This window comes from Staphylococcus sp. HMSC36A10 (genome assembly GCF_001838845.1).
Taxonomy (GTDB): Bacteria; Bacillota; Bacilli; order Staphylococcales; family Staphylococcaceae; genus Staphylococcus; species Staphylococcus aureus.
Genome location: NZ_KV839122.1, coordinates 116,872 through 139,182, shown reverse-complemented (window position 1 = coordinate 139,182; position 22,311 = coordinate 116,872). Strand labels below are relative to the sequence as shown.

Annotated in this window: 20 protein-coding genes and 1 pseudogene; 20 read left to right on the top strand and 1 reads right to left on the bottom strand. The window is 31.2% G+C overall.

Annotation, left to right across the window (positions count from 1 at the left end):
- Window positions 1-197: 197 nt before the first annotated feature.
- From mutS to hfq, 9 genes and pseudogenes are all read left to right on the top strand, one after another.
- The gene (mutS, locus tag HMPREF3247_RS09800) at window positions 198-2,816 is read left to right on the top strand and encodes a DNA mismatch repair protein MutS (protein ID WP_000073352.1); all 2,619 of its coding nucleotides are present in this window, start codon (window positions 198-200) and stop codon (window positions 2,814-2,816) included.
- A 12-nt stretch (window positions 2,817-2,828) separates the two neighbouring features.
- Window positions 2,829-4,838, top strand: a complete 2,010-nt coding sequence (gene mutL / locus HMPREF3247_RS09795) for a DNA mismatch repair endonuclease MutL (RefSeq protein WP_000516264.1) — start codon at window positions 2,829-2,831, stop codon at window positions 4,836-4,838.
- A 5-nt stretch (window positions 4,839-4,843) separates the two neighbouring features.
- Window positions 4,844-5,386, top strand: coding sequence for a glycerol-3-phosphate responsive antiterminator (locus HMPREF3247_RS09790; protein WP_001077635.1), 543 nt, complete (start codon window positions 4,844-4,846; stop codon window positions 5,384-5,386).
- A gap of 474 nt (window positions 5,387-5,860) precedes the next feature.
- A complete protein-coding gene (locus HMPREF3247_RS09785) occupies window positions 5,861-6,679 on the top strand; it encodes an MIP/aquaporin family protein (protein ID WP_001103743.1) in 819 nt (272 codons plus the stop codon).
- A gap of 128 nt (window positions 6,680-6,807) precedes the next feature.
- Window positions 6,808-8,304 carry a glycerol kinase GlpK gene (gene glpK, locus HMPREF3247_RS09780; protein WP_000417383.1) on the top strand — a complete coding sequence of 499 codons (1,497 nt, stop codon included), beginning with the start codon at window positions 6,808-6,810 and terminating at the stop codon, window positions 8,302-8,304.
- A 157-nt stretch (window positions 8,305-8,461) separates the two neighbouring features.
- The gene (locus HMPREF3247_RS09775; RefSeq protein ID WP_001218596.1) at window positions 8,462-10,135 is read left to right on the top strand and encodes a glycerol-3-phosphate dehydrogenase/oxidase; all 1,674 of its coding nucleotides are present in this window, start codon (window positions 8,462-8,464) and stop codon (window positions 10,133-10,135) included.
- Window positions 10,136-10,284: 149 nt separating this feature from the next.
- Window positions 10,285-11,198: pseudogene (locus HMPREF3247_RS09770) on the top strand (alpha/beta fold hydrolase).
- Between the two features lie 17 nt (window positions 11,199-11,215).
- Window positions 11,216-12,151 carry a tRNA (adenosine(37)-N6)-dimethylallyltransferase MiaA gene (gene miaA / locus HMPREF3247_RS09765; protein WP_001548613.1) on the top strand — a complete coding sequence of 312 codons (936 nt, stop codon included), beginning with the start codon at window positions 11,216-11,218 and terminating at the stop codon, window positions 12,149-12,151.
- Window positions 12,152-12,165: 14 nt separating this feature from the next.
- Window positions 12,166-12,399: an RNA chaperone Hfq gene (gene hfq / locus HMPREF3247_RS09760; RefSeq protein ID WP_000561358.1), complete on the top strand. Its 234-nt coding sequence runs from the start codon at window positions 12,166-12,168 to the stop codon at window positions 12,397-12,399.
- Between the two features lie 221 nt (window positions 12,400-12,620).
- Here the strand turns inward: hfq and HMPREF3247_RS09755 are convergent, their stop codons facing one another.
- Window positions 12,621-13,097 (bottom strand): glutathione peroxidase, encoded by a 477-nt coding sequence (locus tag HMPREF3247_RS09755; protein ID WP_000448078.1) that lies wholly within the window; start codon window positions 13,095-13,097, stop codon window positions 12,621-12,623.
- 111 nt (window positions 13,098-13,208) lie between these two features.
- On the opposite strand from HMPREF3247_RS09755, the gene hflX reads away from it, so the two are divergent.
- The 11 genes from hflX (at window position 13,209) to HMPREF3247_RS09695 (ending at window position 22,209) form a co-directional block, all read left to right on the top strand.
- A complete protein-coding gene (hflX, locus tag HMPREF3247_RS09750) occupies window positions 13,209-14,447 on the top strand; it encodes a GTPase HflX (RefSeq protein ID WP_000068625.1) in 1,239 nt (412 codons plus the stop codon).
- 18 nt (window positions 14,448-14,465) lie between these two features.
- Window positions 14,466-15,704: a methionine gamma-lyase family protein gene (locus HMPREF3247_RS09745; protein ID WP_000652048.1), complete on the top strand. Its 1,239-nt coding sequence runs from the start codon at window positions 14,466-14,468 to the stop codon at window positions 15,702-15,704.
- Window positions 15,705-15,947: 243 nt separating this feature from the next.
- A complete protein-coding gene (locus tag HMPREF3247_RS09740; RefSeq protein WP_000624945.1) occupies window positions 15,948-16,316 on the top strand; it encodes a MerR family transcriptional regulator in 369 nt (122 codons plus the stop codon).
- 18 nt (window positions 16,317-16,334) lie between these two features.
- Entirely contained in the window at window positions 16,335-17,675 is a 1,341-nt protein-coding gene (gene glnA, locus HMPREF3247_RS09735) for a type I glutamate--ammonia ligase (protein WP_001126603.1), read from the top strand.
- 503 nt (window positions 17,676-18,178) lie between these two features.
- Window positions 18,179-18,376: a hypothetical protein gene (locus HMPREF3247_RS09730; protein ID WP_001788714.1), complete on the top strand. Its 198-nt coding sequence runs from the start codon at window positions 18,179-18,181 to the stop codon at window positions 18,374-18,376.
- Between the two features lie 689 nt (window positions 18,377-19,065).
- A complete protein-coding gene (locus tag HMPREF3247_RS09725) occupies window positions 19,066-19,290 on the top strand; it encodes a hypothetical protein (RefSeq protein WP_001789892.1) in 225 nt (74 codons plus the stop codon).
- Window positions 19,291-19,583: 293 nt separating this feature from the next.
- The gene (locus HMPREF3247_RS09720) at window positions 19,584-19,790 is read left to right on the top strand and encodes a hypothetical protein (RefSeq protein WP_001002340.1); all 207 of its coding nucleotides are present in this window, start codon (window positions 19,584-19,586) and stop codon (window positions 19,788-19,790) included.
- 700 nt (window positions 19,791-20,490) lie between these two features.
- Window positions 20,491-20,601 carry a hypothetical protein gene (locus HMPREF3247_RS09715; protein ID WP_001788716.1) on the top strand — a complete coding sequence of 37 codons (111 nt, stop codon included), beginning with the start codon at window positions 20,491-20,493 and terminating at the stop codon, window positions 20,599-20,601.
- Window positions 20,602-21,028: 427 nt separating this feature from the next.
- Entirely contained in the window at window positions 21,029-21,214 is a 186-nt protein-coding gene (locus HMPREF3247_RS09710; protein ID WP_000006110.1) for a hypothetical protein, read from the top strand.
- Between the two features lie 510 nt (window positions 21,215-21,724).
- The gene (locus tag HMPREF3247_RS09705; protein ID WP_000477492.1) at window positions 21,725-21,829 is read left to right on the top strand and encodes a hypothetical protein; all 105 of its coding nucleotides are present in this window, start codon (window positions 21,725-21,727) and stop codon (window positions 21,827-21,829) included.
- A gap of 128 nt (window positions 21,830-21,957) precedes the next feature.
- Entirely contained in the window at window positions 21,958-22,209 is a 252-nt protein-coding gene (locus tag HMPREF3247_RS09695) for a hypothetical protein (protein WP_000956747.1), read from the top strand.
- The last annotated feature ends 102 nt before the right edge of the window (window positions 22,210-22,311 follow it).

Sequence of the window (22,311 nt, the reverse complement as noted above, 5' to 3'; positions counted from 1 at the left end):
TGCTATTGACACATTTTATTAGGTTTGAGGCGTTTTCTTATACATTTAAGATGCTTCGTGATTATATGGTATGAATAGGTTTGTAAAAGTAAGTATGTTAAAATGTATAAGTTAAATAATTAATAATTAAAAAGCTTACAAACGAATATATTGTAAAGACAAATTTTAAAAAGAGACAAGGGTTGTGAAGAAATAATATGTCTAATGTTACACCAATGATGCAGCAATATTTAAAAATAAAATCAGAATACCAAGATTGCTTATTATTTTTTAGACTAGGTGATTTCTATGAAATGTTTTATGAAGATGCCAAGGAGGCATCACGTGTACTTGAAATTACTTTGACTAAAAGAGATGCTAAAAAAGAAAATCCAATTCCGATGTGTGGTGTTCCGTATCATTCTGCAGATAGTTATATAGATACACTTGTTAATAATGGATATAAAGTAGCTATTTGTGAACAGATGGAAGATCCGAAACAAACGAAAGGTATGGTTAGACGTGAGGTAGTAAGAATTGTGACTCCAGGAACTGTGATGGAGCAAGGTGGTGTAGATGATAAACAAAATAACTATATTTTAAGTTTTGTTATGAATCAACCTGAAATTGCGCTTAGTTACTGTGATGTTTCTACTGGCGAATTAAAGGTTACACATTTTAATGATGAAGCGACTTTATTAAATGAAATTACGACGATAAACCCTAACGAAGTTGTTATCAATGACAATATTTCCGATAATTTAAAAAGACAAATTAATATGGTGACAGAAACAATAACAGTCAGGGAAACGTTATCATCAGAAATCTATAGTGTGAATCAAACTGAACATAAATTAATGTATCAAGCGACACAATTATTGCTAGATTATATTCATCATACACAAAAACGTGATTTATCGCATATCGAGGATGTTGTTCAATATGCAGCTATAGATTATATGAAAATGGATTTTTATGCTAAGAGAAACCTTGAGTTAACGGAAAGCATTCGATTAAAATCAAAAAAAGGAACGCTACTTTGGCTAATGGACGAAACGAAAACACCAATGGGAGCACGCCGCTTAAAACAATGGATAGATAGACCACTAATAAGTAAAGAACAAATTGAAGCACGATTAGATATCGTTGATGAATTTAGTGCTCATTTCATAGAAAGAGACACCTTAAGAACATATCTTAATCAAGTGTATGATATTGAACGTCTTGTTGGGCGTGTTAGTTACGGAAATGTTAATGCGAGAGATTTAATTCAACTTAAACATTCCATTTCTGAAATACCGAATATTAAAGCATTACTAAATTCTATGAATCAGAATACGCTTGTACAAGTTAATCAACTAGAACCCCTTGATGATTTACTTGATATATTAGAACAGAGTTTAGTAGAAGAACCACCAATTTCAGTTAAAGATGGCGGACTATTCAAAGTTGGTTTTAATACGCAATTAGATGAATATCTTGAAGCTTCAAAAAACGGAAAAACATGGTTAGCAGAATTACAAGCCAAAGAAAGACAACGTACAGGAATAAAATCATTGAAAATAAGCTTTAATAAAGTGTTTGGTTATTTTATAGAAATAACACGTGCCAACTTGCAAAATTTTGAACCAAGTGAATTTGGTTATATGAGGAAGCAAACGTTATCGAATGCTGAACGTTTTATAACTGATGAACTTAAAGAAAAAGAAGATATCATTTTAGGTGCGGAAGACAAAGCCATCGAATTAGAATATCAATTATTTGTTCAGCTACGTGAAGAAGTTAAAAAATATACTGAACGTTTACAACAACAAGCTAAAATTATTTCAGAGCTAGATTGTTTACAGAGCTTTGCAGAAATTGCTCAAAAATATAATTACACTAGGCCTTCATTTAGTGAAAATAAAACATTAGAATTAGTGGAATCTAGGCACCCAGTAGTGGAAAGAGTAATGGATTATAATGACTATGTGCCTAATAATTGTCGATTAGATAATGAAACATTTATATATTTAATTACAGGTCCGAATATGTCTGGTAAATCGACATATATGAGACAAGTTGCCATAATTAGTATAATGGCCCAAATGGGAGCTTATGTCCCTTGTAAAGAGGCAGTGTTACCTATATTTGATCAAATATTCACTAGAATAGGTGCGGCAGATGATTTGGTTTCAGGTAAGAGTACGTTTATGGTAGAAATGCTAGAAGCACAAAAGGCATTAACTTATGCAACAGAGGATAGTTTGATTATTTTCGATGAAATTGGACGTGGTACTTCAACGTATGACGGTTTAGCTTTAGCGCAGGCAATGATAGAGTATGTAGCTGAAACATCGCATGCTAAAACGTTATTTTCAACACATTATCATGAATTGACAACATTAGATCAAGCATTACCAAGTCTAAAAAATGTTCACGTCGCTGCTAATGAATATAAAGGTGAACTTATATTCTTGCATAAAGTCAAAGATGGTGCAGTTGACGATAGTTATGGTATTCAAGTTGCGAAATTAGCTGATTTACCTGAAAAAGTTATTAGCAGAGCACAAGTGATCCTAAGCGAGTTTGAAGCGTCTGCTGGTAAAAAATCATCGATATCAAATTTAAAAATGGTCGAAAATGAACCTGAAATTAATCAAGAAAATTTAAACTTAAGTGTTGAAGAAACAACTGATACTTTATCTCAAAAAGACTTTGAACAAGCATCATTTGATTTGTTTGAAAATGATCAAGAAAGCGAGATTGAACTACAAATTAAAAATTTGAATTTATCTAATATGACACCAATTGAGGCATTGGTGAAGTTAAGTGAATTACAAAATCAATTAAAATAGAGGTGTTGCAAAATGGGGAAAATTAAAGAACTCCAAACCTCATTAGCAAATAAAATCGCAGCAGGTGAAGTAGTTGAAAGACCGAGTTCTGTTGTGAAAGAACTGTTGGAAAATGCTATAGATGCAGGCGCTACAGAAATAAGCATTGAAGTAGAGGAATCTGGCGTCCAATCTATTCGCGTAGTCGATAATGGAAGCGGAATTGAAGCGGAAGACTTAGGATTAGTATTTCATAGACATGCGACTAGTAAATTAGATCAAGATGAAGATTTATTTCATATTAGGACATTAGGATTCCGTGGTGAAGCACTAGCCAGTATTTCATCAGTTGCTAAAGTAACATTGAAGACTTGCACGGATAATGCTAATGGAAATGAAATATATGTAGAAAATGGTGAAATATTAAATCATAAGCCTGCAAAAGCGAAAAAAGGAACAGATATACTTGTAGAATCATTATTTTATAATACACCAGCACGTTTAAAATATATTAAAAGTTTATACACTGAACTAGGTAAAATAACAGATATTGTCAACAGAATGGCTATGAGCCATCCGGACATTCGAATAGCACTCATTTCAGATGGCAAAACAATGTTAAGTACAAATGGTTCAGGACGAACTAATGAAGTGATGGCAGAGATTTATGGGATGAAAGTTGCACGAGATTTAGTACATATATCTGGAGATACAAGTGATTATCACATTGAAGGTTTTGTTGCAAAGCCTGAACATTCTAGAAGTAATAAGCACTATATTTCTATTTTTATTAATGGACGATACATTAAAAACTTTATGCTAAATAAAGCGATTTTAGAAGGCTATCATACACTCTTAACAATAGGTAGGTTCCCGATTTGTTATATTAATATTGAAATGGATCCAATCTTAGTAGACGTAAATGTTCATCCAACAAAACTAGAAGTGCGTTTATCAAAAGAAGAGCAACTATATCAATTGATAGTGAGCAAAATACAAGAAGCATTTAAAGACCGTATATTAATTCCTAAAAATAACTTGGATTATGTGCCGAAAAAAAATAAAGTGTTACATTCATTCGAACAACAAAAAATCGAATTTGAACAAAGACAAAACACAGAGAATAATCAAGAGAAGACGTTTTCATCTGAAGAAAGTAACAGTAAGCCATTTATGGTAGAAAATCAAAACGATGAAATAGTTATAAGAGAAGATTCATATAATCCATTCGTAACGAAAACGTCTGAAAGTTTAATAGCTGATGATGAATCTTCCGGTTATAATAATACACGTGAAAAAGATGAAGACTACTTCAAAAAGCAACAAGAAATTCTACAAGAAATGGATCAAACATTTGATTCGAATGACGATACATCTGTGCAAAATTATGAGAATAAAGCGTCTGATGATTATTATGATGTAAACGATATTAAAGGAACAAAAAGTAAAGACCCTAAACGAAGAATTCCATATATGGAAATTGTTGGCCAAGTACATGGAACGTATATTATTGCTCAAAATGAATTTGGCATGTACATGATTGACCAGCATGCAGCTCAAGAAAGAATAAAATATGAATATTTTCGAGATAAAATAGGTGAAGTTACCAATGAAGTACAAGATTTATTAATCCCGTTAACATTTCATTTTTCAAAAGATGAACAATTAGTCATTGATCAATATAAAAATGAGCTTCAACAAGTAGGTATCATGTTAGAACATTTTGGTGGTCATGATTATATTGTAAGTAGCTATCCAGTTTGGTTCCCTAAAGATGAAGTAGAAGAAATTATTAAAGATATGATTGAGCTAATTTTGGAAGAGAAAAAAGTAGATATCAAAAAATTACGTGAAGATGTAGCAATCATGATGTCATGTAAAAAATCTATTAAAGCGAATCATTATTTACAAAAACATGAAATGTCTGATTTAATTGATCAATTAAGAGAAGCGGAAGATCCATTTACATGTCCACATGGTCGTCCAATTATCATTAATTTTTCAAAATACGAATTAGAAAAATTATTTAAGCGTGTGATGTAGAGAGGATGAATCAAGTGAATAACAACATATTGCCTGCCATAAGAAACATTAAAGATTTAGAGAAACTGATTAAAACAGATTATAAAATGTGTGTGCTTCTAGATATGCATATAGGACATATAAAAAGTATTATGGAATTGCTGAAGCAAAATCATATAGAGTGTTTTATTCATATAGATTTGATAAAAGGTTTAAGCCACGATGAATTTGCAAGTGAATTTATTATTCAGCAATACAAGCCAAAAGGTATCGTATCGACTAAATCTAAAGTAATAAAAAAAGCTAAATCATTAAATACTTTAACGATTTTTAGAGTATTTATTATTGATAGTCAAGCATTGAAACGCAGTATAGATTTGATAAAAAAAGTTGAACCTGATTTTGTTGAAGTACTTCCAGGTGTTGCGAGTAAAGCGATTCATCATATTCAGAAAGAAACAAACACACAAGTCATTGCAGGTGGCCTAATTAATACAATAGATGAAGTCAATGAAGCTGTTAAAAATGGAGCGAAATATGTAACAACTAGTTATGATAAACTTTGGTAAATCATAAGTCTGCAAAAATTTCATTTTTCACGAGATTTAGTCATATAACATATTAAAAAAGCCGTTTTCATATGGGATATGTAATAAGGTATTTAAGGTATCATACAAAGAATAATTAAATAACATAATTAGCACCTCTAAAACGATTAAAATCATTAAAGTTTTAGAGGTGTTTATTAGTAAAAAATGCAACTAGTCATAAAAAATATGGCTGAAGAATGTCAATTAAACATAATGGCGTCATAAATAAATTAGTGCGGATTGATATTTCTAGTTTTCAAATTAAACTACTTTTATAAAGACTTGAAAAATTAAATTTGACAAAATTTTTACAAAAACCATTGACAACGCTTTCATATCGATAGTATCATAACAAATATAATAAAAGTTAATACATAGAATAGAGACGGGAGATTTCTACGAGCCAAACTGCTAGTGTAGGAATCTCTTTATCTTTTTGGGAGGACATTTAATATGAATGTATATTTAGCAGAATTCCTAGGAACTGCAATCTTAATCCTTTTTGGTGGTGGCGTTTGTGCCAATGTCAATTTAAAGAGAAGTGCTGCGAATGGTGCTGATTGGATTGTCATCACAGCTGGATGGGGATTAGCGGTTACAATGGGTGTGTTTGCTGTCGGTCAATTCTCAGGTGCACATTTAAACCCAGCGGTGTCTTTAGCTCTTGCATTAGACGGAAGTTTTGATTGGTCATTAGTTCCTGGTTATATTGTTGCTCAAATGTTAGGTGCAATTGTCGGAGCAACAATTGTATGGTTAATGTACTTGCCACATTGGAAAGCGACAGAAGAAGCTGGCGCGAAATTAGGTGTTTTCTCTACAGCACCGGCTATTAAGAATTACTTTGCCAACTTTTTAAGTGAGATTATCGGAACAATGGCATTAACTTTAGGTATTTTATTTATCGGTGTAAACAAAATTGCCGATGGTTTAAATCCTTTAATTGTCGGAGCATTAATTGTTGCAATCGGATTAAGTTTAGGCGGTGCTACTGGTTATGCAATCAACCCAGCACGTGATTTAGGTCCGAGAATTGCACATGCGATTTTACCAATAGCTGGTAAAGGTGGTTCAAATTGGTCATATGCAATCGTTCCTATCTTAGGACCAATTGCCGGTGGTTTATTAGGTGCAGTGGTATACGCTGTATTTTATAAACATACATTTAATATTGGTTGTGCAATTGCAATTGTTGTAGTTATTATTACTTTGATTTTAGGTTACATTTTAAATAAATCATCAAAAAAAGGTGATATCGAATCAATTTACTAAAATAAAAAGAAACGTAAATAGCATAATTTAACATGTTTGATTCATGGATTATGCTATTTTTTCGCCAAAATTTAACAGATTTTGTACAATGGGTTAGCGATTATTTTTTAATAAAGGAGATACTACTAATGGAAAAATATATTTTATCTATAGACCAAGGAACAACAAGCTCAAGAGCGATTTTATTCAATCAAAAAGGGGAAATTGCAGGGGTAGCACAACGTGAGTTTAAGCAATATTTTCCACAATCAGGTTGGGTTGAACATGATGCAAATGAAATTTGGACATCTGTGTTAGCTGTAATGACGGAAGTAATTAATGAAAATGATGTTAGAGCTGATCAAATTGCAGGAATCGGTATTACAAACCAACGTGAAACAACGGTTGTTTGGGACAAACATACTGGCCGCCCAATTTATCACGCAATTGTTTGGCAATCACGTCAAACACAATCAATTTGTTCAGAGTTAAAACAACAAGGATATGAACAAACATTTAGAGATAAGACAGGATTACTTTTAGATCCGTATTTTGCAGGTACAAAAGTTAAATGGATTCTAGACAATGTTGAAGGTGCACGAGAAAAAGCAGAAAATGGCGATCTATTATTTGGAACGATTGATACTTGGTTAGTATGGAAATTATCAGGAAAAGCTGCGCATATTACTGATTATTCAAATGCGAGTCGTACATTAATGTTTAATATCCATGATTTAGAATGGGACGATGAGTTATTAGGACTACTTACAGTACCTAAAAATATGTTGCCAGAAGTTAAAGCTTCGAGTGAAGTATATGGTAAGACAATTGATTACCACTTCTATGGTCAAGAAGTACCAATCGCTGGAGTAGCTGGTGATCAACAAGCAGCATTATTTGGACAAGCTTGCTTCGAACGTGGTGACGTGAAAAACACATATGGAACTGGTGGCTTCATGTTAATGAATACAGGTGACAAAGCGGTTAAATCTGAAAGTGGTTTATTAACAACAATTGCTTATGGTATTGATGGAAAAGTAAATTATGCGCTTGAAGGTTCCATCTTTGTTTCGGGTTCAGCAATCCAATGGTTACGTGATGGATTAAGAATGATTAATTCAGCACCACAATCAGAAAGTTATGCGACACGAGTTGACTCTACTGAGGGTGTTTATGTTGTTCCAGCTTTTGTAGGTTTAGGAACACCATATTGGGATTCTGAAGCACGTGGTGCGATTTTCGGTTTAACACGTGGAACTGAAAAAGAGCACTTTATCCGTGCAACTTTAGAATCACTATGTTACCAAACTCGTGACGTTATGGAAGCAATGTCAAAAGACTCTGGTATTGATGTCCAAAGTTTACGTGTCGATGGTGGTGCAGTTAAAAATAACTTTATTATGCAGTTCCAAGCAGACATTGTTAATACTTCTGTTGAAAGACCTGAAATTCAAGAAACTACAGCTTTAGGTGCTGCATTTTTAGCAGGTTTAGCAGTTGGATTCTGGGAGAGTAAAGATGATATCGCTAAAAACTGGAAATTAGAAGAAAAATTCGATCCGAAAATGGATGAAGGCGAAAGAGAAAAATTATATAGAGGTTGGAAAAAAGCTGTTGAAGCAACACAAGTTTTTAAAACAGAATAAACTTGTAGATTAGACTTTTGTATAAACATTGTGATACAATCAATTTAAGTTAATATTTGAATCGAGAAGCGAGAGATTTGTTCGAACATGTACAATTGAAGGATTGTTTATGTGGGACAAGTCTCTCGTTTTTACATTTTTTAGGAGGCGTTTTGGAATGGCATTGTCTACTTTTAAGAGAGAACATATTAAAAAGAATTTAAGAAATGATGAATATGATTTAGTAATTATTGGTGGCGGTATTACAGGTGCAGGTATTGCACTAGACGCGAGTGAAAGAGGAATGAAAGTTGCATTAGTTGAAATGCAAGACTTTGCACAAGGAACAAGCTCAAGATCTACAAAATTAGTCCATGGTGGTTTGCGTTACTTAAAACAATTCCAAATTGGAGTAGTTGCCGAAACTGGTAAAGAACGTGCGATTGTTTATGAAAATGGGCCTCATGTTACGACTCCAGAGTGGATGCTTTTACCAATGCATAAAGGTGGAACATTTGGTAAATTCTCAACATCAATTGGTTTAGGAATGTATGATCGTTTAGCAGGTGTTAAGAAGTCTGAACGTAAAAAAATGTTATCTAAAAAAGAAACTTTAGCTAAAGAACCATTAGTTAAAAAAGAAGGTCTAAAAGGCGGCGGTTACTATGTTGAATATCGTACTGACGATGCGCGTTTAACTATTGAAGTTATGAAGCGTGCTGCTGAAAAAGGCGCAGAAATTATCAACTATACTAAATCTGAACACTTCACTTATGATAAAAATCAACAAGTAAATGGTGTTAAAGTTATAGATAAATTAACTAATGAAAATTATACAATTAAGGCTAAAAAAGTGGTTAATGCAGCAGGTCCATGGGTTGATGATGTTAGAAGTGGTGATTATGCACGCAATAATAAAAAATTACGTTTAACTAAAGGTGTACATGTTGTTATTGATCAATCAAAATTCCCATTAGGTCAAGCAGTATACTTTGATACTGAAAAAGATGGAAGAATGATTTTTGCAATTCCACGTGAAGGAAAAGCGTATGTAGGTACTACAGATACATTCTATGACAATATCAAATCTTCACCATTAACTACACAAGAAGACAGAGACTATTTAATCGATGCGATTAATTACATGTTCCCTAGTGTTAATGTTACAGATGAAGATATTGAATCAACATGGGCAGGAATTAGACCATTAATTTACGAAGAAGGCAAAGACCCTTCTGAAATCTCTCGTAAGGATGAAATTTGGGAAGGTAAATCAGGTTTATTAACTATTGCAGGTGGTAAATTAACAGGCTATCGTCACATGGCTCAAGACATTGTTGATTTAGTATCTAAACGCTTGAAAAAAGACTACGGTTTAACATTTAGTCCATGTAATACAAAAGGTCTGGCAATTTCAGGTGGCGATGTAGGTGGTAGCAAGAACTTTGATGCGTTTGTAGAGCAAAAAGTAGATGTAGCTAAAGGATTCGGCATTGATGAAGATGTTGCAAGACGTTTAGCATCTAAATATGGTTCAAATGTTGATGAATTGTTCAACATTGCGCAAACATCTCAATACCATGATAGCAAGTTACCATTAGAAATTTATGTAGAACTTGTTTATAGTATTCAACAAGAAATGGTATACAAACCTAACGATTTCTTAGTTCGTCGTTCTGGTAAAATGTATTTCAATATTAAAGATGTATTAGATTATAAAGATGCTGTCATCGATATTATGGCAGATATGCTTGATTACTCTCCAGCTCAAATTGAAGCATATACTGAAGAAGTTGAGCAAGCAATTAAAGAAGCGCAACATGGAAATAATCAACCAGCAGTTAAAGAATAATTAATTTGTACAATCATAAACTGGTGTCCTGTTTTAAGGGCATCAGTTTTTTTATACGAGATACATTAGTCAATTGAAACTATGCATCACTAAATGTATGATAATAATAAAAGCGAATATAAAAGCGTTGTTATTAAAGGTGTGAGATGATGACTGAAAAACAATTTAAATTAACTGTACAAGATAATACGAATATTGAAGTTAAAGTGAATTTTACAGATGTAGATTCAAAAGGAATTATTCATATATTTCATGGTATGGCTGAACATATGGAACGTTACGATAAATTAGCACATGCACTTTCAAAGCATGGCTTCGATGTGATACGTCATAATCATCGAGGACATGGTATTAATATTGATGAATCAACAAGAGGGCATTACGATGATATGAAACGAGTTATCGGTGATGCCTTTGAAGTAGCGCAAACAGTGAGAGGCAATGTTGATAAACCATACATTATAATCGGACATTCAATGGGATCCGTTATAGCTAGATTGTTTGTAGAAACATATCCGCAATATGTTGATGGTCTAATTTTAAGTGGTACTGGTATGTATTCATTATGGAAAGGTTTACAACCGTTAAAGTGTTACAACTGATTACAAAAATTTATGGTGCTGAGAAACGAGTTGAATGGGTTAACCAGTTAGTATCAAATAGTTTTAATAAAAAAATACGTCCATTACGTACACAAAGTGATTGGATTTCTAGTAATCCAATTGAAGTAGATAACTTTATTAAAGATCCATATAGTGGATTTAATGTGTCAAATCAATTATTATATCAAACAGCCTATTATATGCTACATACATCACAATTAAAAAATATGAAAATGTTAAATCATGCCATGCCTATATTATTAGTTTCAGGATATGACGATCCTTTAGGTGATTATGGTAAAGGGATTTTAAAATTGGCGAATATATATAGAAAAGCTGGCATTAAAAATGTTAAAGTGAATCTTTATCATCATAAACGTCATGAAGTGTTATTTGAAAAAGATCATGACAAAATTTGGGAAGACTTGTTTAAATGGTTGAATCAATTTTATAAAAAATAAAGAAAGTGGAATTAAATATGAATAAAAATAAGCCTTTTATTGTAGTAATTGTGGGGCCAACTGCTTCAGGTAAAACAGAGCTTAGCATAGAACTCGCGAAGCGTATCAATGGTGAAATCATAAGCGGTGATTCTATGCAAGTTTACAAACATATGAATATTGGAACTGCAAAAGTAACACCTGAAGAAATGGATGGTATTCCACATCATTTAATTGATATCTTGAATCCTGATGATACATTTTCAGCATATGAATTCAAGCGATTAGCAGAAGATTTAATTACTGATATAACGAATAGAGGTAAAGTTCCAATCATAGCAGGTGGAACAGGCTTATATATTCAATCATTAATATATAATTATGAATTAGAAGATGAAACAGTTACACCTGCACAATTATCCATAGTTAAACAAAAGTTATCTGCATTAGAACATTTAGATAATCAGCAACTACACGATTATTTAGCTCAATTTGATGCGGTTTCTGCAGAAAATATTCACCCTAACAACCGCCAAAGAGTGTTGCGCGCTATTGAATATTATTTAAAAACAAAAAAACTTTTGAGTAATCGCAAGAAAGTGCAACAATTTACTGAAAATTATGATACATTATTATTAGGGATTGAAATGTCGCGTAAAACATTGTATTCAAGAATAAATAAACGTGTTGATATTATGTTGGATCACGGATTATTTAGAGAAGTGCAACAACTTGTTGAACAAGGCTATGAATCTTGCCAAAGTATGCAAGCTATTGGATATAAAGAATTAATACCTGTGATTAACGGACAAATGATTTATGAAGATGCTGTCAATGATTTAAAGCAACATTCACGCCAATATGCAAAACGACAAATGACATGGTTCAAGAATAAAATGAGTGTTCATTGGTTAGATAAAGAAAATATGTCACTTCAAATGATGTTAGATGAGATTACAACCCAGATTAAGTAAAAGGAGTCCGACAGATGATTGCAAACGAAAACATCCAAGACAAAGCACTAGAGAATTTTAAAGCAAACCAAACTGAAGTAACTGTATTCTTTCTAAACGGTTTCCAAATGAAAGGTGTTATTGAAGAATACGACAAGTATGTCGTAAGCTTAAATTCTCAAGGCAAACAACACTTGATTTACAAACATGCGATCAGCACTTATACAGTAGAAACTGAAGGTCAAGCATCTACTGAAAGTGAAGAATAAGTTGTAATCATATGGGCACGATTTAATGACTCGTGTACATAACGTTTGAAGTATGATAAATAGATATAGAAATAAAGTCATATGTGACATCAATTAAATGATGTTCAAATGACAAGATACAATAGAGGAATGTTTGTAATAAAAACGCTTCATATAAAGGTCGAGTCAATATATGATACGACTTTATATGAAGCGTTTTATTTGCTATGAGCTAGTATATTTTATAATAATTTTTCTATTTCTCTTTCGATTTGAACAGGTTTTTTTTGAGGTGCAAATCGTTTAACAACGTTACCTTCGCGATCCACTAAAAACTTAGTGAAATTCCATTTGATTTTCTCATTAAAGAATCCGTGTTGTGCCGCAGTCAAATATCTAAATAAAGGTAATTGATGTTCCCCTTTTACGTCTATTTTTTGATGCATAGGGAAGGTAACACCATAGTTTAATTTACAGTTTTGAGCTGCTTCTTCGCCTGATCCAGGTTCTTGACCACCAAATTGATTACAAGGGAAACCTAGAATTACAAACCCTTGATCTTTGTATTTCTCGTATAATGATTGCAAACCTTCAAATTGTGAAGTAAAGCCACATTCGCTAGCTGTATTAACAATTAGCATAACGTCACCCTTATATGCATCTAATTTGTAAGTAACACCTTTATTTGTTTCTACTACAAAATCATAAATTGTCTCCATTGAATCATCCTTTCGATTTACTTAAAATGTACCATAAAATCGTGTAATAGTCTTTACTAAAACTCTATGATAGAATACTTTGAGTAGGATTTTATTAAGGAGATGTATAACATGGCTCAGCAACAAATTCATGATACTAAAAATAAACTAGAAAAAGCTGTCTTAGTCGGTGTACATGCTCAAGATGATAAGCAATTTAATTTTGAGTCTACAATGGAGGAATTATCATCTTTATCAGAGACTTGCCAACTTGAAGTGTTGGGTCAAATTACTCAAAACAGAGATCGTGTAGATCGCAAATATTATGTTGGTAAAGGTAAAATTGAAGAAATTCAAGCATTTATTGAGTTCAAAGATATTGATGTAGTCATCACAAATGATGAATTAACGACTGCACAATCCAAATCACTAAATGAAGCTTTAGGTGTAAAAATTATTGATAGAACTCAGTTGATTCTTGAAATATTTGCATTAAGAGCAAGAAGTAAAGAAGGTAAATTGCAAGTAGAGCTAGCACAACTTAATTATTTATTACCTAGATTGCAAGGCCATGGTAAAAGTCTTTCTCGTTTAGGTGGCGGTATTGGAACTAGAGGCCCTGGTGAAACGAAGTTAGAGATGGATCGCAGACATATTCGAACTCGTATGAATGAAATTAAACATCAATTGCGGACGGTAGAAGAACATCGCGAAAGATATCGAAATAAAAGAAATCAAAATCAGGTGTTTCAAGTAGCTTTAGTTGGTTATACAAATGCTGGTAAATCATCATGGTTTAATGTTTTAGCAAATGAAGAGACGTATGAAAAAGATCAATTATTTGCAACGTTAGATCCTAAAACACGACAAATTCAAATAAATGATGGATTTAATTTAATTATTTCAGATACTGTTGGTTTTATACAGAAACTACCTACGACGTTAATTGCAGCTTTTAAATCAACTTTAGAAGAGGCTAAAGGTGCAGATTTATTAGTACATGTCGTAGATAGTAGCCATCCTGAATACCGTACGCAGTATGACACAGTTAATGATTTAATCAAACAATTAGATATGAGTCATATTTCTCAAATAGTTATTTTTAATAAAAAGGACTTATGTGATCATGCATCAAATTGTCCAGCAAGTGATTTGCCTAATGTTTTTGTTTCTTCTAAAAATGATGGTGATAAATTACTTGTTAAGACGTTATTTATTGATGAAATCAAAAGGCAATTAACTTATTATGATGAGACAATTGCGACGAATAATGCAGATCGATTATATTTTCTAAAACAACATACATTAGTGACTGAACTTAAATATGATGAAATTGAAAATGTTTATCGTATAAAAGGATTTAAAAAATAATAAAAGGACGAAATTCAAATGAAAGATATAAGTAAGATAGTAGCTGACGTCGAATCAACGTTAGCACCATATTTTAAAGAAATTGAAGAAACAGCATATATTAATCAAGAAAAAGTATTAAATGCATTTCATCATGTCAAAGCAACCGAAAGTGATCTACAAGGATCAACAGGATACGGGTATGATGACTTTGGACGTGATCATTTAGAAGAAATATATGCGCAGGCATTTAAAGCAGAAGATGCAATTGTTCGTCCGCAAATTATTTCAGGTACGCATGCGATTACTATTGCATTACAAAGTTTATTAAAACATGGTGATGAATTAATTTATATAACGGGTAGTCCATATGACACTTTACTTGAAGTCATTGGCGTAAACGGAAATGGTATTGAAAGTTTAATGGAGCACGGCGTATCGTATAAAGATATTGCACTTAAAGAAGGTAAGATCGATATTGAAAGTGTGTTAGATGGGGTTTCTGAGCGCACCAAAGTAATAGCGATTCAACGTTCGAAAGGCTATGATCAAAGACCTTCAATTCCGCTAGATGAAATTGAAAAGGTAATTACTAGGTTGAAAAACGTGCATCCTAATATTTTAATATTTGTGGATAACTGTTATGGGGAATTTGTTGAAAGACGTGAACCTATAGAATGTGGTGCCGATTTAATAGCAGGATCATTAATTAAAAACCCTGGCGGTGGTTTAGCTAAGATTGGTGGATACATTGCTGGTAGAAAAGATTTAATTGAACGATGTGGTTATAGATTGACAGCACCTGGTATTGGTAAAGAAGCGGGTGCATCATTAAATGCATTGCTTGAAATGTATCAAGGTTTCTTTTTAGCACCACACGTTGTCAGTCAGAGTCTTAAAGGTGCATTGTTTACTAGTTTATTTTTAGAAAAAATGAATATGAACACAACGCCGAAGTACTACGAAAAACGAACTGATTTAATTCAAACAGTTAAATTTAAAACGAAAGAACAAATGATTTCATTTTGTCAAAGTATTCAACACGCATCCCCAATTAATGCACATTTTAGTCCAGAACCGAGTTATATGCCTGGTTACGAAGATGATGTTATTATGGCTGCTGGTACGTTTATTCAAGGTTCATCGATTGAATTATCTGCAGATGGACCTATTCGTCCTCCTTATGAAGCATATGTTCAAGGAGGATTAACATATGAACACGTTAAAATTGCTGTGACAAGAGCTGTTAATCAGTTGAAAGAACAAGGACTTATATAATAGATTAAATTTCACCCTAAATGATAATGTGTTTTGGGTGAAATTTTTTTACGAAGATTTATCAGATTATTTTTAAAAATTGAAAAAATATTTTAGCTGTAGATTGTTTTATGGCGTTTTAAAGGTCGGAATTGCAGTTATATCAATGTTTTGAGCTTTATGTCAGAAAACCTGACATATTTTTGAAATCCTAAAAAAATTATGATAAGTTATTAACAAGTTCAAAAGTAGAGGAGAGGAACAATGATATCGAATGATGCAATCAGACGAAATATGGCTGTCTTCTCTATGAGTGTAGTAAGTAAGTTAACGGATTTAACGCCAAGGCAAATACGTTACTATGAAACACATGAACTCATCAAACCTGAAAGAACAGAAGGTCAAAAACGTCTGTTCTCACTCAATGATTTGGAAAGATTACTAGAAATTAAATCACTTTTAGAAAAAGGATTTAATATCAAAGGGATTAAACAAATCATTTATGACTCACAAGAGCATTTAACAACTGATGAACAAGAGATAAGAAAAAAGATGATTGTAGATGCCACGCAAAAGCCTATTGGAGAAACTTTGCCAATAAATCGTGGTGATTTATCCCGATTTATTAAATAAAATTTGGAGGATTTTAAAATGCCAAAACGTACTTTCACTAAAGACGACATTCGTAAATTTGCAGAAGAGGAAAATGTAAGATATTTAAGATTACAATTCACTGATATTTTAGGAACAATTAAAAATGTTGAAGTGCCTGTAAGCCAATTAGAAAAAGTACTTGATAACGAAATGATGTTTGACGGTTCTTCTATCGAAGGTTTCGTACGTATCGAAGAATCAGATATGTACTTACATCCAGATTTAGATACTTGGGTAATCTTCCCATGGACTGCTGGACAAGGTAAAGTTGCACGTTTAATTTGTGATGTATATAAAACAGATGGAACACCATTTGAAGGGGATCCTCGTGCAAACTTAAAACGTGTATTAAAAGAAATGGAAGATTTAGGCTTCACAGACTTTAACCTAGGGCCTGAACCAGAATTCTTCTTGTTTAAGTTGGATGAAAAAGGGGAACCAACTTTAGAACTTAATGATGATGGTGGATATTTCGATTTAGCACCTACAGATTTAGGTGAAAACTGTCGTCGTGATATTGTTTTAGAATTAGAGGATATGGGCTTCGATATTGAAGCTAGTCACCATGAAGTTGCCCCTGGTCAACATGAAATTGACTTTAAATATGCAGATGCTGTTACAGCATGTGATAATATCCAAACATTTAAATTGGTTGTTAAAACAATCGCACGTAAACATAATTTACACGCAACATTTATGCCTAAACCATTATTCGGTGTGAATGGTAGCGGTATGCACTTTAACGTTTCATTATTCAAAGGTAAAGAAAATGCATTCTTTGATCCAAATACTGAAATGGGCTTAACGGAAACTGCATATCAATTTACAGCAGGTGTGCTTAAAAATGCACGCGGATTTACTGCTGTATGTAACCCGTTAGTAAACTCATATAAACGTTTAGTACCTGGTTATGAAGCACCATGTTATATTGCATGGAGTGGTAAAAACCGTTCACCATTAATCCGTGTACCATCTTCAAGAGGATTATCTACTCGTATCGAAGTACGTTCAGTAGATCCAGCTGCAAACCCATACATGGCGTTAGCTGCAATCTTAGAAGCTGGACTAGATGGTATTAAAAATAAATTAAAAGTTCCAGAACCAGTTAACCAAAATATTTACGAAATGAACCGTGAAGAACGTGAAGCAGTAGGCATTCAAGACTTACCTTCAACACTTTATACTGCATTAAAAGCAATGCGTGAAAATGAAGTTATTAAAAAAGCTTTAGGAAATCATATCTATAATCAATTTATTAATTCAAAATCAATTGAATGGGATTACTACAGAACTCAAGTATCTGAATGGGAAAGAGATCAGTACATGAAGCAATATTAATACGCTAAACAATGATGGGAAATCAGTAATATCAAGGGCTAGAGCGTTTTGCTTTAGCTCTTTTTTGATTTGGAAAGATGGGATTTCACTTGACCACTTTTGTTAAAAAATGGATTTGGTCAAGTTTTGGGCAACTTTTGGTCAAGTAAATGTTTTGTGTATTTATTTTTTTAAAGCTGGGGAAGACCATTTTATATTTTAGTTCACATGAATTTTAATATATTTGGAGGTGATGAGATGAGGCGATAAAAGAACGTCGCGAAAACGTTGAGTATTACTTGAAAATAGCCATATTCATATTACTTCTCATCGAATTCATTTGCAGAACGTTCTAAGGTAAGACCCCGAAAAGAGGGACCTTACTACTCATTATTAAGGGGGTAATACTATATGAAAAGAGAAACAAAACAAAAAATATCTTTTTGTTTATCGATCGGTATTTTCATTTTAGTTATACTACTATTGATATTCTAAAAAATTAAAAATTTCGCCTCATCTAATTTATGAATTGCTATGATGAAATATTCAATACAATCAAAGAATTGATAGAAAACAAAGAGATATCGAGTTATCAAATTAATAAAGATACTGGGATAAGTTACGGTAATATTAATGCTATGCGCCGTGGAGAAAGAAGAATAGAAAATTTAAGCTTAAAGAATGCAAAGATCTTATATGAATATGCGAAAAAGGTATTGTAATATAAGCATTGAGTTCAATAGGCATACAATAACTGCCCAAACTAGTGACTGAGTGGGTGTTTTTATAGTATTAAAAGTTTTCTAAAAGTGAAAGAAATCATGTTTAGTGATTTACTTATGTTTTTTAAAATAGTATAATAATTTTATATAAAATATAGAACTTCAGTATACCTTTTGAGTATATATGGAGTTCTTTCTTTTTTACAAGATGTATATGTATAAATGGAAATGTTTATTACATTACATAAAAACCTTTAGGTGCTCTTAGATGGATGTTAATCATAAAACAAAGTGATTTTGAAAAATATAGGTTATTATAATTTACAATTGCAAATTATAAATCTTGACATTGGATATGGGAACTCAAACATATCACTTACACCAATTTGTGGAATGTTAAATAACTATAAAGAGGAAAGGAGAAAAAATGATAAGAATGGTTAAAGAAAAAGAACGAATAGCAAAATTAAATTTCGAATAGCTGTGACGAGCTTAATAATTCAAGTACTTAATTTTATCAAATCGTTCTTTTAAAAAGGTAAAGGGCAAAAGACCTTTACCACATTAAATAGGGAGGTGGTATTTATGACAAGAGAATTAAGGAAAAAATTAACTCTCTATCTTAACATTGCAACTTTAATATTATTTATTATTAATTTAACTAGAAAAAAATAAATTATTCTTTCATTTTGACAAAAATTATGAACCAGTTTAAAGAAATTTATAATACAATAGAAAAATTACTAAATGATAAATCAATATCTAATTATAGAATTAATCAAGACACTGATGTTTCTTATGGTGGTATAAGTGAATTAAGAAGCGGGAAAAGAAAAGTGAATAATTTAACTTTAGAAACAGCGGAAAAACTCTATAATTACCAAAAACAATTAGAAATAATGATTGAAGATTAAAATAAGGCCATATTTTTGAAATATCATGGAGTGAGCCTTTTAAGTCATCTAATTTTAAAGTATATTAAATATGGATAACTTAATGTGAATATAAATAAAAAATTATCAAATAATATAATATAGAATAGATGGAGACAAGAAATTTTATCAATATATAAAAAAAACGCCAATACTATTAGGTATTAGTTTATGAATTAACTAGTTTGGCAACTACAAAGAAACAATGTATTGCTAAACGTAGTTACTGCATTAGGATTATTATAATTATAAATAGAAAGAGAGTGTGATTAATAATGAATGAGATTGAAACTATTATAAGTGAAATAGAAAAGTTATTAACTAACAATACACCATATAGTATTTCAAAAAACTCAGGTGTACCACGTCAAACAGTTACTGATTTAAAGGTAGGTAAAACTAAAATAAAAGAAGCTAAATTTAAAACGATAATCAAGTTATATGAATATCAAAGAACATTAGAAAATAAAACAGAATGTTAACAAAAATATTTTGTTAGGTTAGGTGGACAAGAAATTAAATTTCTAATGATTTCATGGTTGTCTGTCCACGTTTTGTCCACCTCAATAAGATAATCTCTTAGTTTTAGAAATTGTACATGGTTAAATAATCAAAAATGCATATTATGAAATTATCATTGCCATTAAATCTTGAATGATCTTTAAGCGATGATATAAAAGGCTGAACACAGTAAATAAGTTAACTTTAATGCAGTATTCTATACTATACATATTTTGTAATAATGTTTATGCACATAATTTTTCATTGACAATTTTTTATATTAAATTGTGTAATTGGCATATATGATGATTTGTGATAATTATATTGTAATATAGCATTTGGTTTTATGATTCTAAAATTAATAGATTTGAAAAGTATACTTTATTTCATGAAAGTTTTTGGTACATTTATTTGAAAATGTTTTTATTACAAAGTTACATGGCTAAATGTTTCTTAACAAAATTAATTTTTCGAGTGTAAAGAATCGTGTGGTAAACATAATTTATATAGATTATAAGGAGGTGAAAATGGTCGAGGAAGTTAAAACGATAAAATAGTTTGAATGTTTTGATTTCAATTCTGATAGGACTATTGAATTTGCAAACTAATAAGAATGTGAGATTTGATTTAATACGAAGTCATATTCTTTGAATAAAATATTACTTTCTCACCATTAGTAAAATGAAGATGACTATTAAAGTGCGAAAAACAAATAAAAAAGAGAAAATAGAATTTTTAATAGGGACGTTTATAATTATTTTAGTAATATTAGGGTTCAAAATTATGAAATAAATGTATAGTATTTGAGAAGTCTATATGACTCCGGAAAAATTAAATTCTAAAGATATCTCAATATCTCAAATTTAATAGACTACTGGAGTTAGTAGTTTGAATATTGAAAGACACTAATCTAATAAAAATACATAAAAGGTTAAACTTTAGAAGTGGCTGTAAACTTCAATGAATACTAAACATTGAAGTTTTGTAAAAGGCGTAAGGTATACAAGACAAATCGTTTATCTTTGACAAAGTAATTGATGATGAAAAGTCGTTAATATGTAGAAACAAAAATTGAAAATATAAAATTTAACTATTATGAAGTGATGATAGCCATTAATGAATAGAAAAATAATAAAATCATTTATAGATAAAAAATACGTTAAGTTCACAGAATTTCGAAAAAAAGCAGAAAACATTGTACAGATATGGAGATGAAAAAATGTCAGAATACAAGAAAAAGATAATTGAATTAATTGAAAGTAATTTAACAGGATATGAAATTTCTAAAAAAACTGGAGTTTCTCAATATGTACTTTCACAATTAAGACAGGGCAAACGCGAAGTAGATAATCTAACCCTGAATACAACAGAAAAATTATATGAATATGCCAATAAAGTTTTGTAATATAACTACTGTATAAATTAATCAAGCTATGTTTATTTGATTTAACTATTAATAAAAATCATATGGTAAATGGATATTATAATGATTAAAATACAAAAATAGTAGATTCCAATTTGTGAAAAAGGAGTATGTCGTTTCATTTAGAATTTATTGCACTAAATTAGCATCGAATAAGGGAAAATGAGTGTTAAGTTTTAAATGATAAAATAGATTGGAATGGATCGTCTTGAAATGCTCCCTTCAAAGTTTTCATTTTTTCAATGTCTACTTCGAAGGGGCATTTCCATTATATTGTTATAGCTTTTTATATTTGTATAATGAACATATAAGTTTAAGAAGATGAGAGTGAAGGAAATAAAAAAGCTCAAATGTACCAAATTGTTAATCTTAATAAATCTCTACTTTATAAAGATTGAATGGACATTCGAGCGTTAATCAGTCAGGAGGGAATTTCACTCCTACAATTTAATAATAATACTTGCTTCACCACTGTACAAGGAGTGATTTGTTATGTTCAAAGTGAATTATTCGATTTTAAGTTATTATCCAGAATATAATATCGCAGTAAGTTGGCAACGTTTAAGAGAAGGAAAAACAATAAAAAACAAGATTTAATACTGCTGCGTCATGAGGCGCTTGAACATTATTTGATGAATAAGTATAATTTCAACTATGATTATGCACATAAAATTGTATCAAAAAAATACGATTATTCAATTTTTATAAAAAAGAAGGTGGATTAAATGCTTACATTAATAAAATTGAAAGAAGATGAACAGGTTATAATATATGAATATATACCTGAAGATGATATAAGTAACGGTAAAGGTTCAGTAACTTTTAATAAAAAAGATGCAGAGGTTATAGATTTCTCATTATCTGAAATAGAAAATGAAGAATATTTTATGTTATATCGTAATAAGTCTTTTTCTGTAGTAAGAGACTTTATCGAGAAGCAAGAATTTCCCGAAAATTATAAAATAGCATGGTATTAATGCATCCTTTCTAGACAGATAAAGAGAAAGTGGTGCTATTTTTATATGCTTTTTTAACTATTTACTGAAATAGCAGAATCACAAAAGTTAACATATTTAAAA

Excerpts from the sequence above, each read along its gene's own strand:
- mutS (WP_000073352.1), top strand. The coding sequence starts at position 198 with ATGTCTAATGTTACACCAATGATGCAGCAATATTTAAAAATAAAATCA.
- mutL (WP_000516264.1), top strand. The coding sequence starts at position 2,829 with ATGGGGAAAATTAAAGAACTCCAAACCTCATTAGCAAATAAAATCGCA.
- HMPREF3247_RS09790 (WP_001077635.1), top strand. The coding sequence starts at position 4,844 with ATGAATCAAGTGAATAACAACATATTGCCTGCCATAAGAAACATTAAA.
- HMPREF3247_RS09785 (WP_001103743.1), top strand. The coding sequence starts at position 5,861 with ATGAATGTATATTTAGCAGAATTCCTAGGAACTGCAATCTTAATCCTT.
- glpK (WP_000417383.1), top strand. The coding sequence starts at position 6,808 with ATGGAAAAATATATTTTATCTATAGACCAAGGAACAACAAGCTCAAGA.
- HMPREF3247_RS09775 (WP_001218596.1), top strand. The coding sequence starts at position 8,462 with ATGGCATTGTCTACTTTTAAGAGAGAACATATTAAAAAGAATTTAAGA.
- miaA (WP_001548613.1), top strand. The coding sequence starts at position 11,216 with ATGAATAAAAATAAGCCTTTTATTGTAGTAATTGTGGGGCCAACTGCT.
- hfq (WP_000561358.1), top strand. The coding sequence starts at position 12,166 with ATGATTGCAAACGAAAACATCCAAGACAAAGCACTAGAGAATTTTAAA.
- HMPREF3247_RS09755 (WP_000448078.1), bottom strand. The coding sequence starts at position 13,097 with ATGGAGACAATTTATGATTTTGTAGTAGAAACAAATAAAGGTGTTACT.
- hflX (WP_000068625.1), top strand. The coding sequence starts at position 13,209 with ATGGCTCAGCAACAAATTCATGATACTAAAAATAAACTAGAAAAAGCT.
- HMPREF3247_RS09745 (WP_000652048.1), top strand. The coding sequence starts at position 14,466 with ATGAAAGATATAAGTAAGATAGTAGCTGACGTCGAATCAACGTTAGCA.
- HMPREF3247_RS09740 (WP_000624945.1), top strand. The coding sequence starts at position 15,948 with ATGATATCGAATGATGCAATCAGACGAAATATGGCTGTCTTCTCTATG.
- glnA (WP_001126603.1), top strand. The coding sequence starts at position 16,335 with ATGCCAAAACGTACTTTCACTAAAGACGACATTCGTAAATTTGCAGAA.
- HMPREF3247_RS09730 (WP_001788714.1), top strand. The coding sequence starts at position 18,179 with ATGAATTGCTATGATGAAATATTCAATACAATCAAAGAATTGATAGAA.
- HMPREF3247_RS09720 (WP_001002340.1), top strand. The coding sequence starts at position 19,584 with ATGAATGAGATTGAAACTATTATAAGTGAAATAGAAAAGTTATTAACT.
- HMPREF3247_RS09715 (WP_001788716.1), top strand. The coding sequence starts at position 20,491 with ATGAAGATGACTATTAAAGTGCGAAAAACAAATAAAAAAGAGAAAATA.
- HMPREF3247_RS09710 (WP_000006110.1), top strand. The coding sequence starts at position 21,029 with ATGTCAGAATACAAGAAAAAGATAATTGAATTAATTGAAAGTAATTTA.
- HMPREF3247_RS09705 (WP_000477492.1), top strand. The coding sequence starts at position 21,725 with ATGTTCAAAGTGAATTATTCGATTTTAAGTTATTATCCAGAATATAAT.
- HMPREF3247_RS09695 (WP_000956747.1), top strand. The coding sequence starts at position 21,958 with ATGCTTACATTAATAAAATTGAAAGAAGATGAACAGGTTATAATATAT.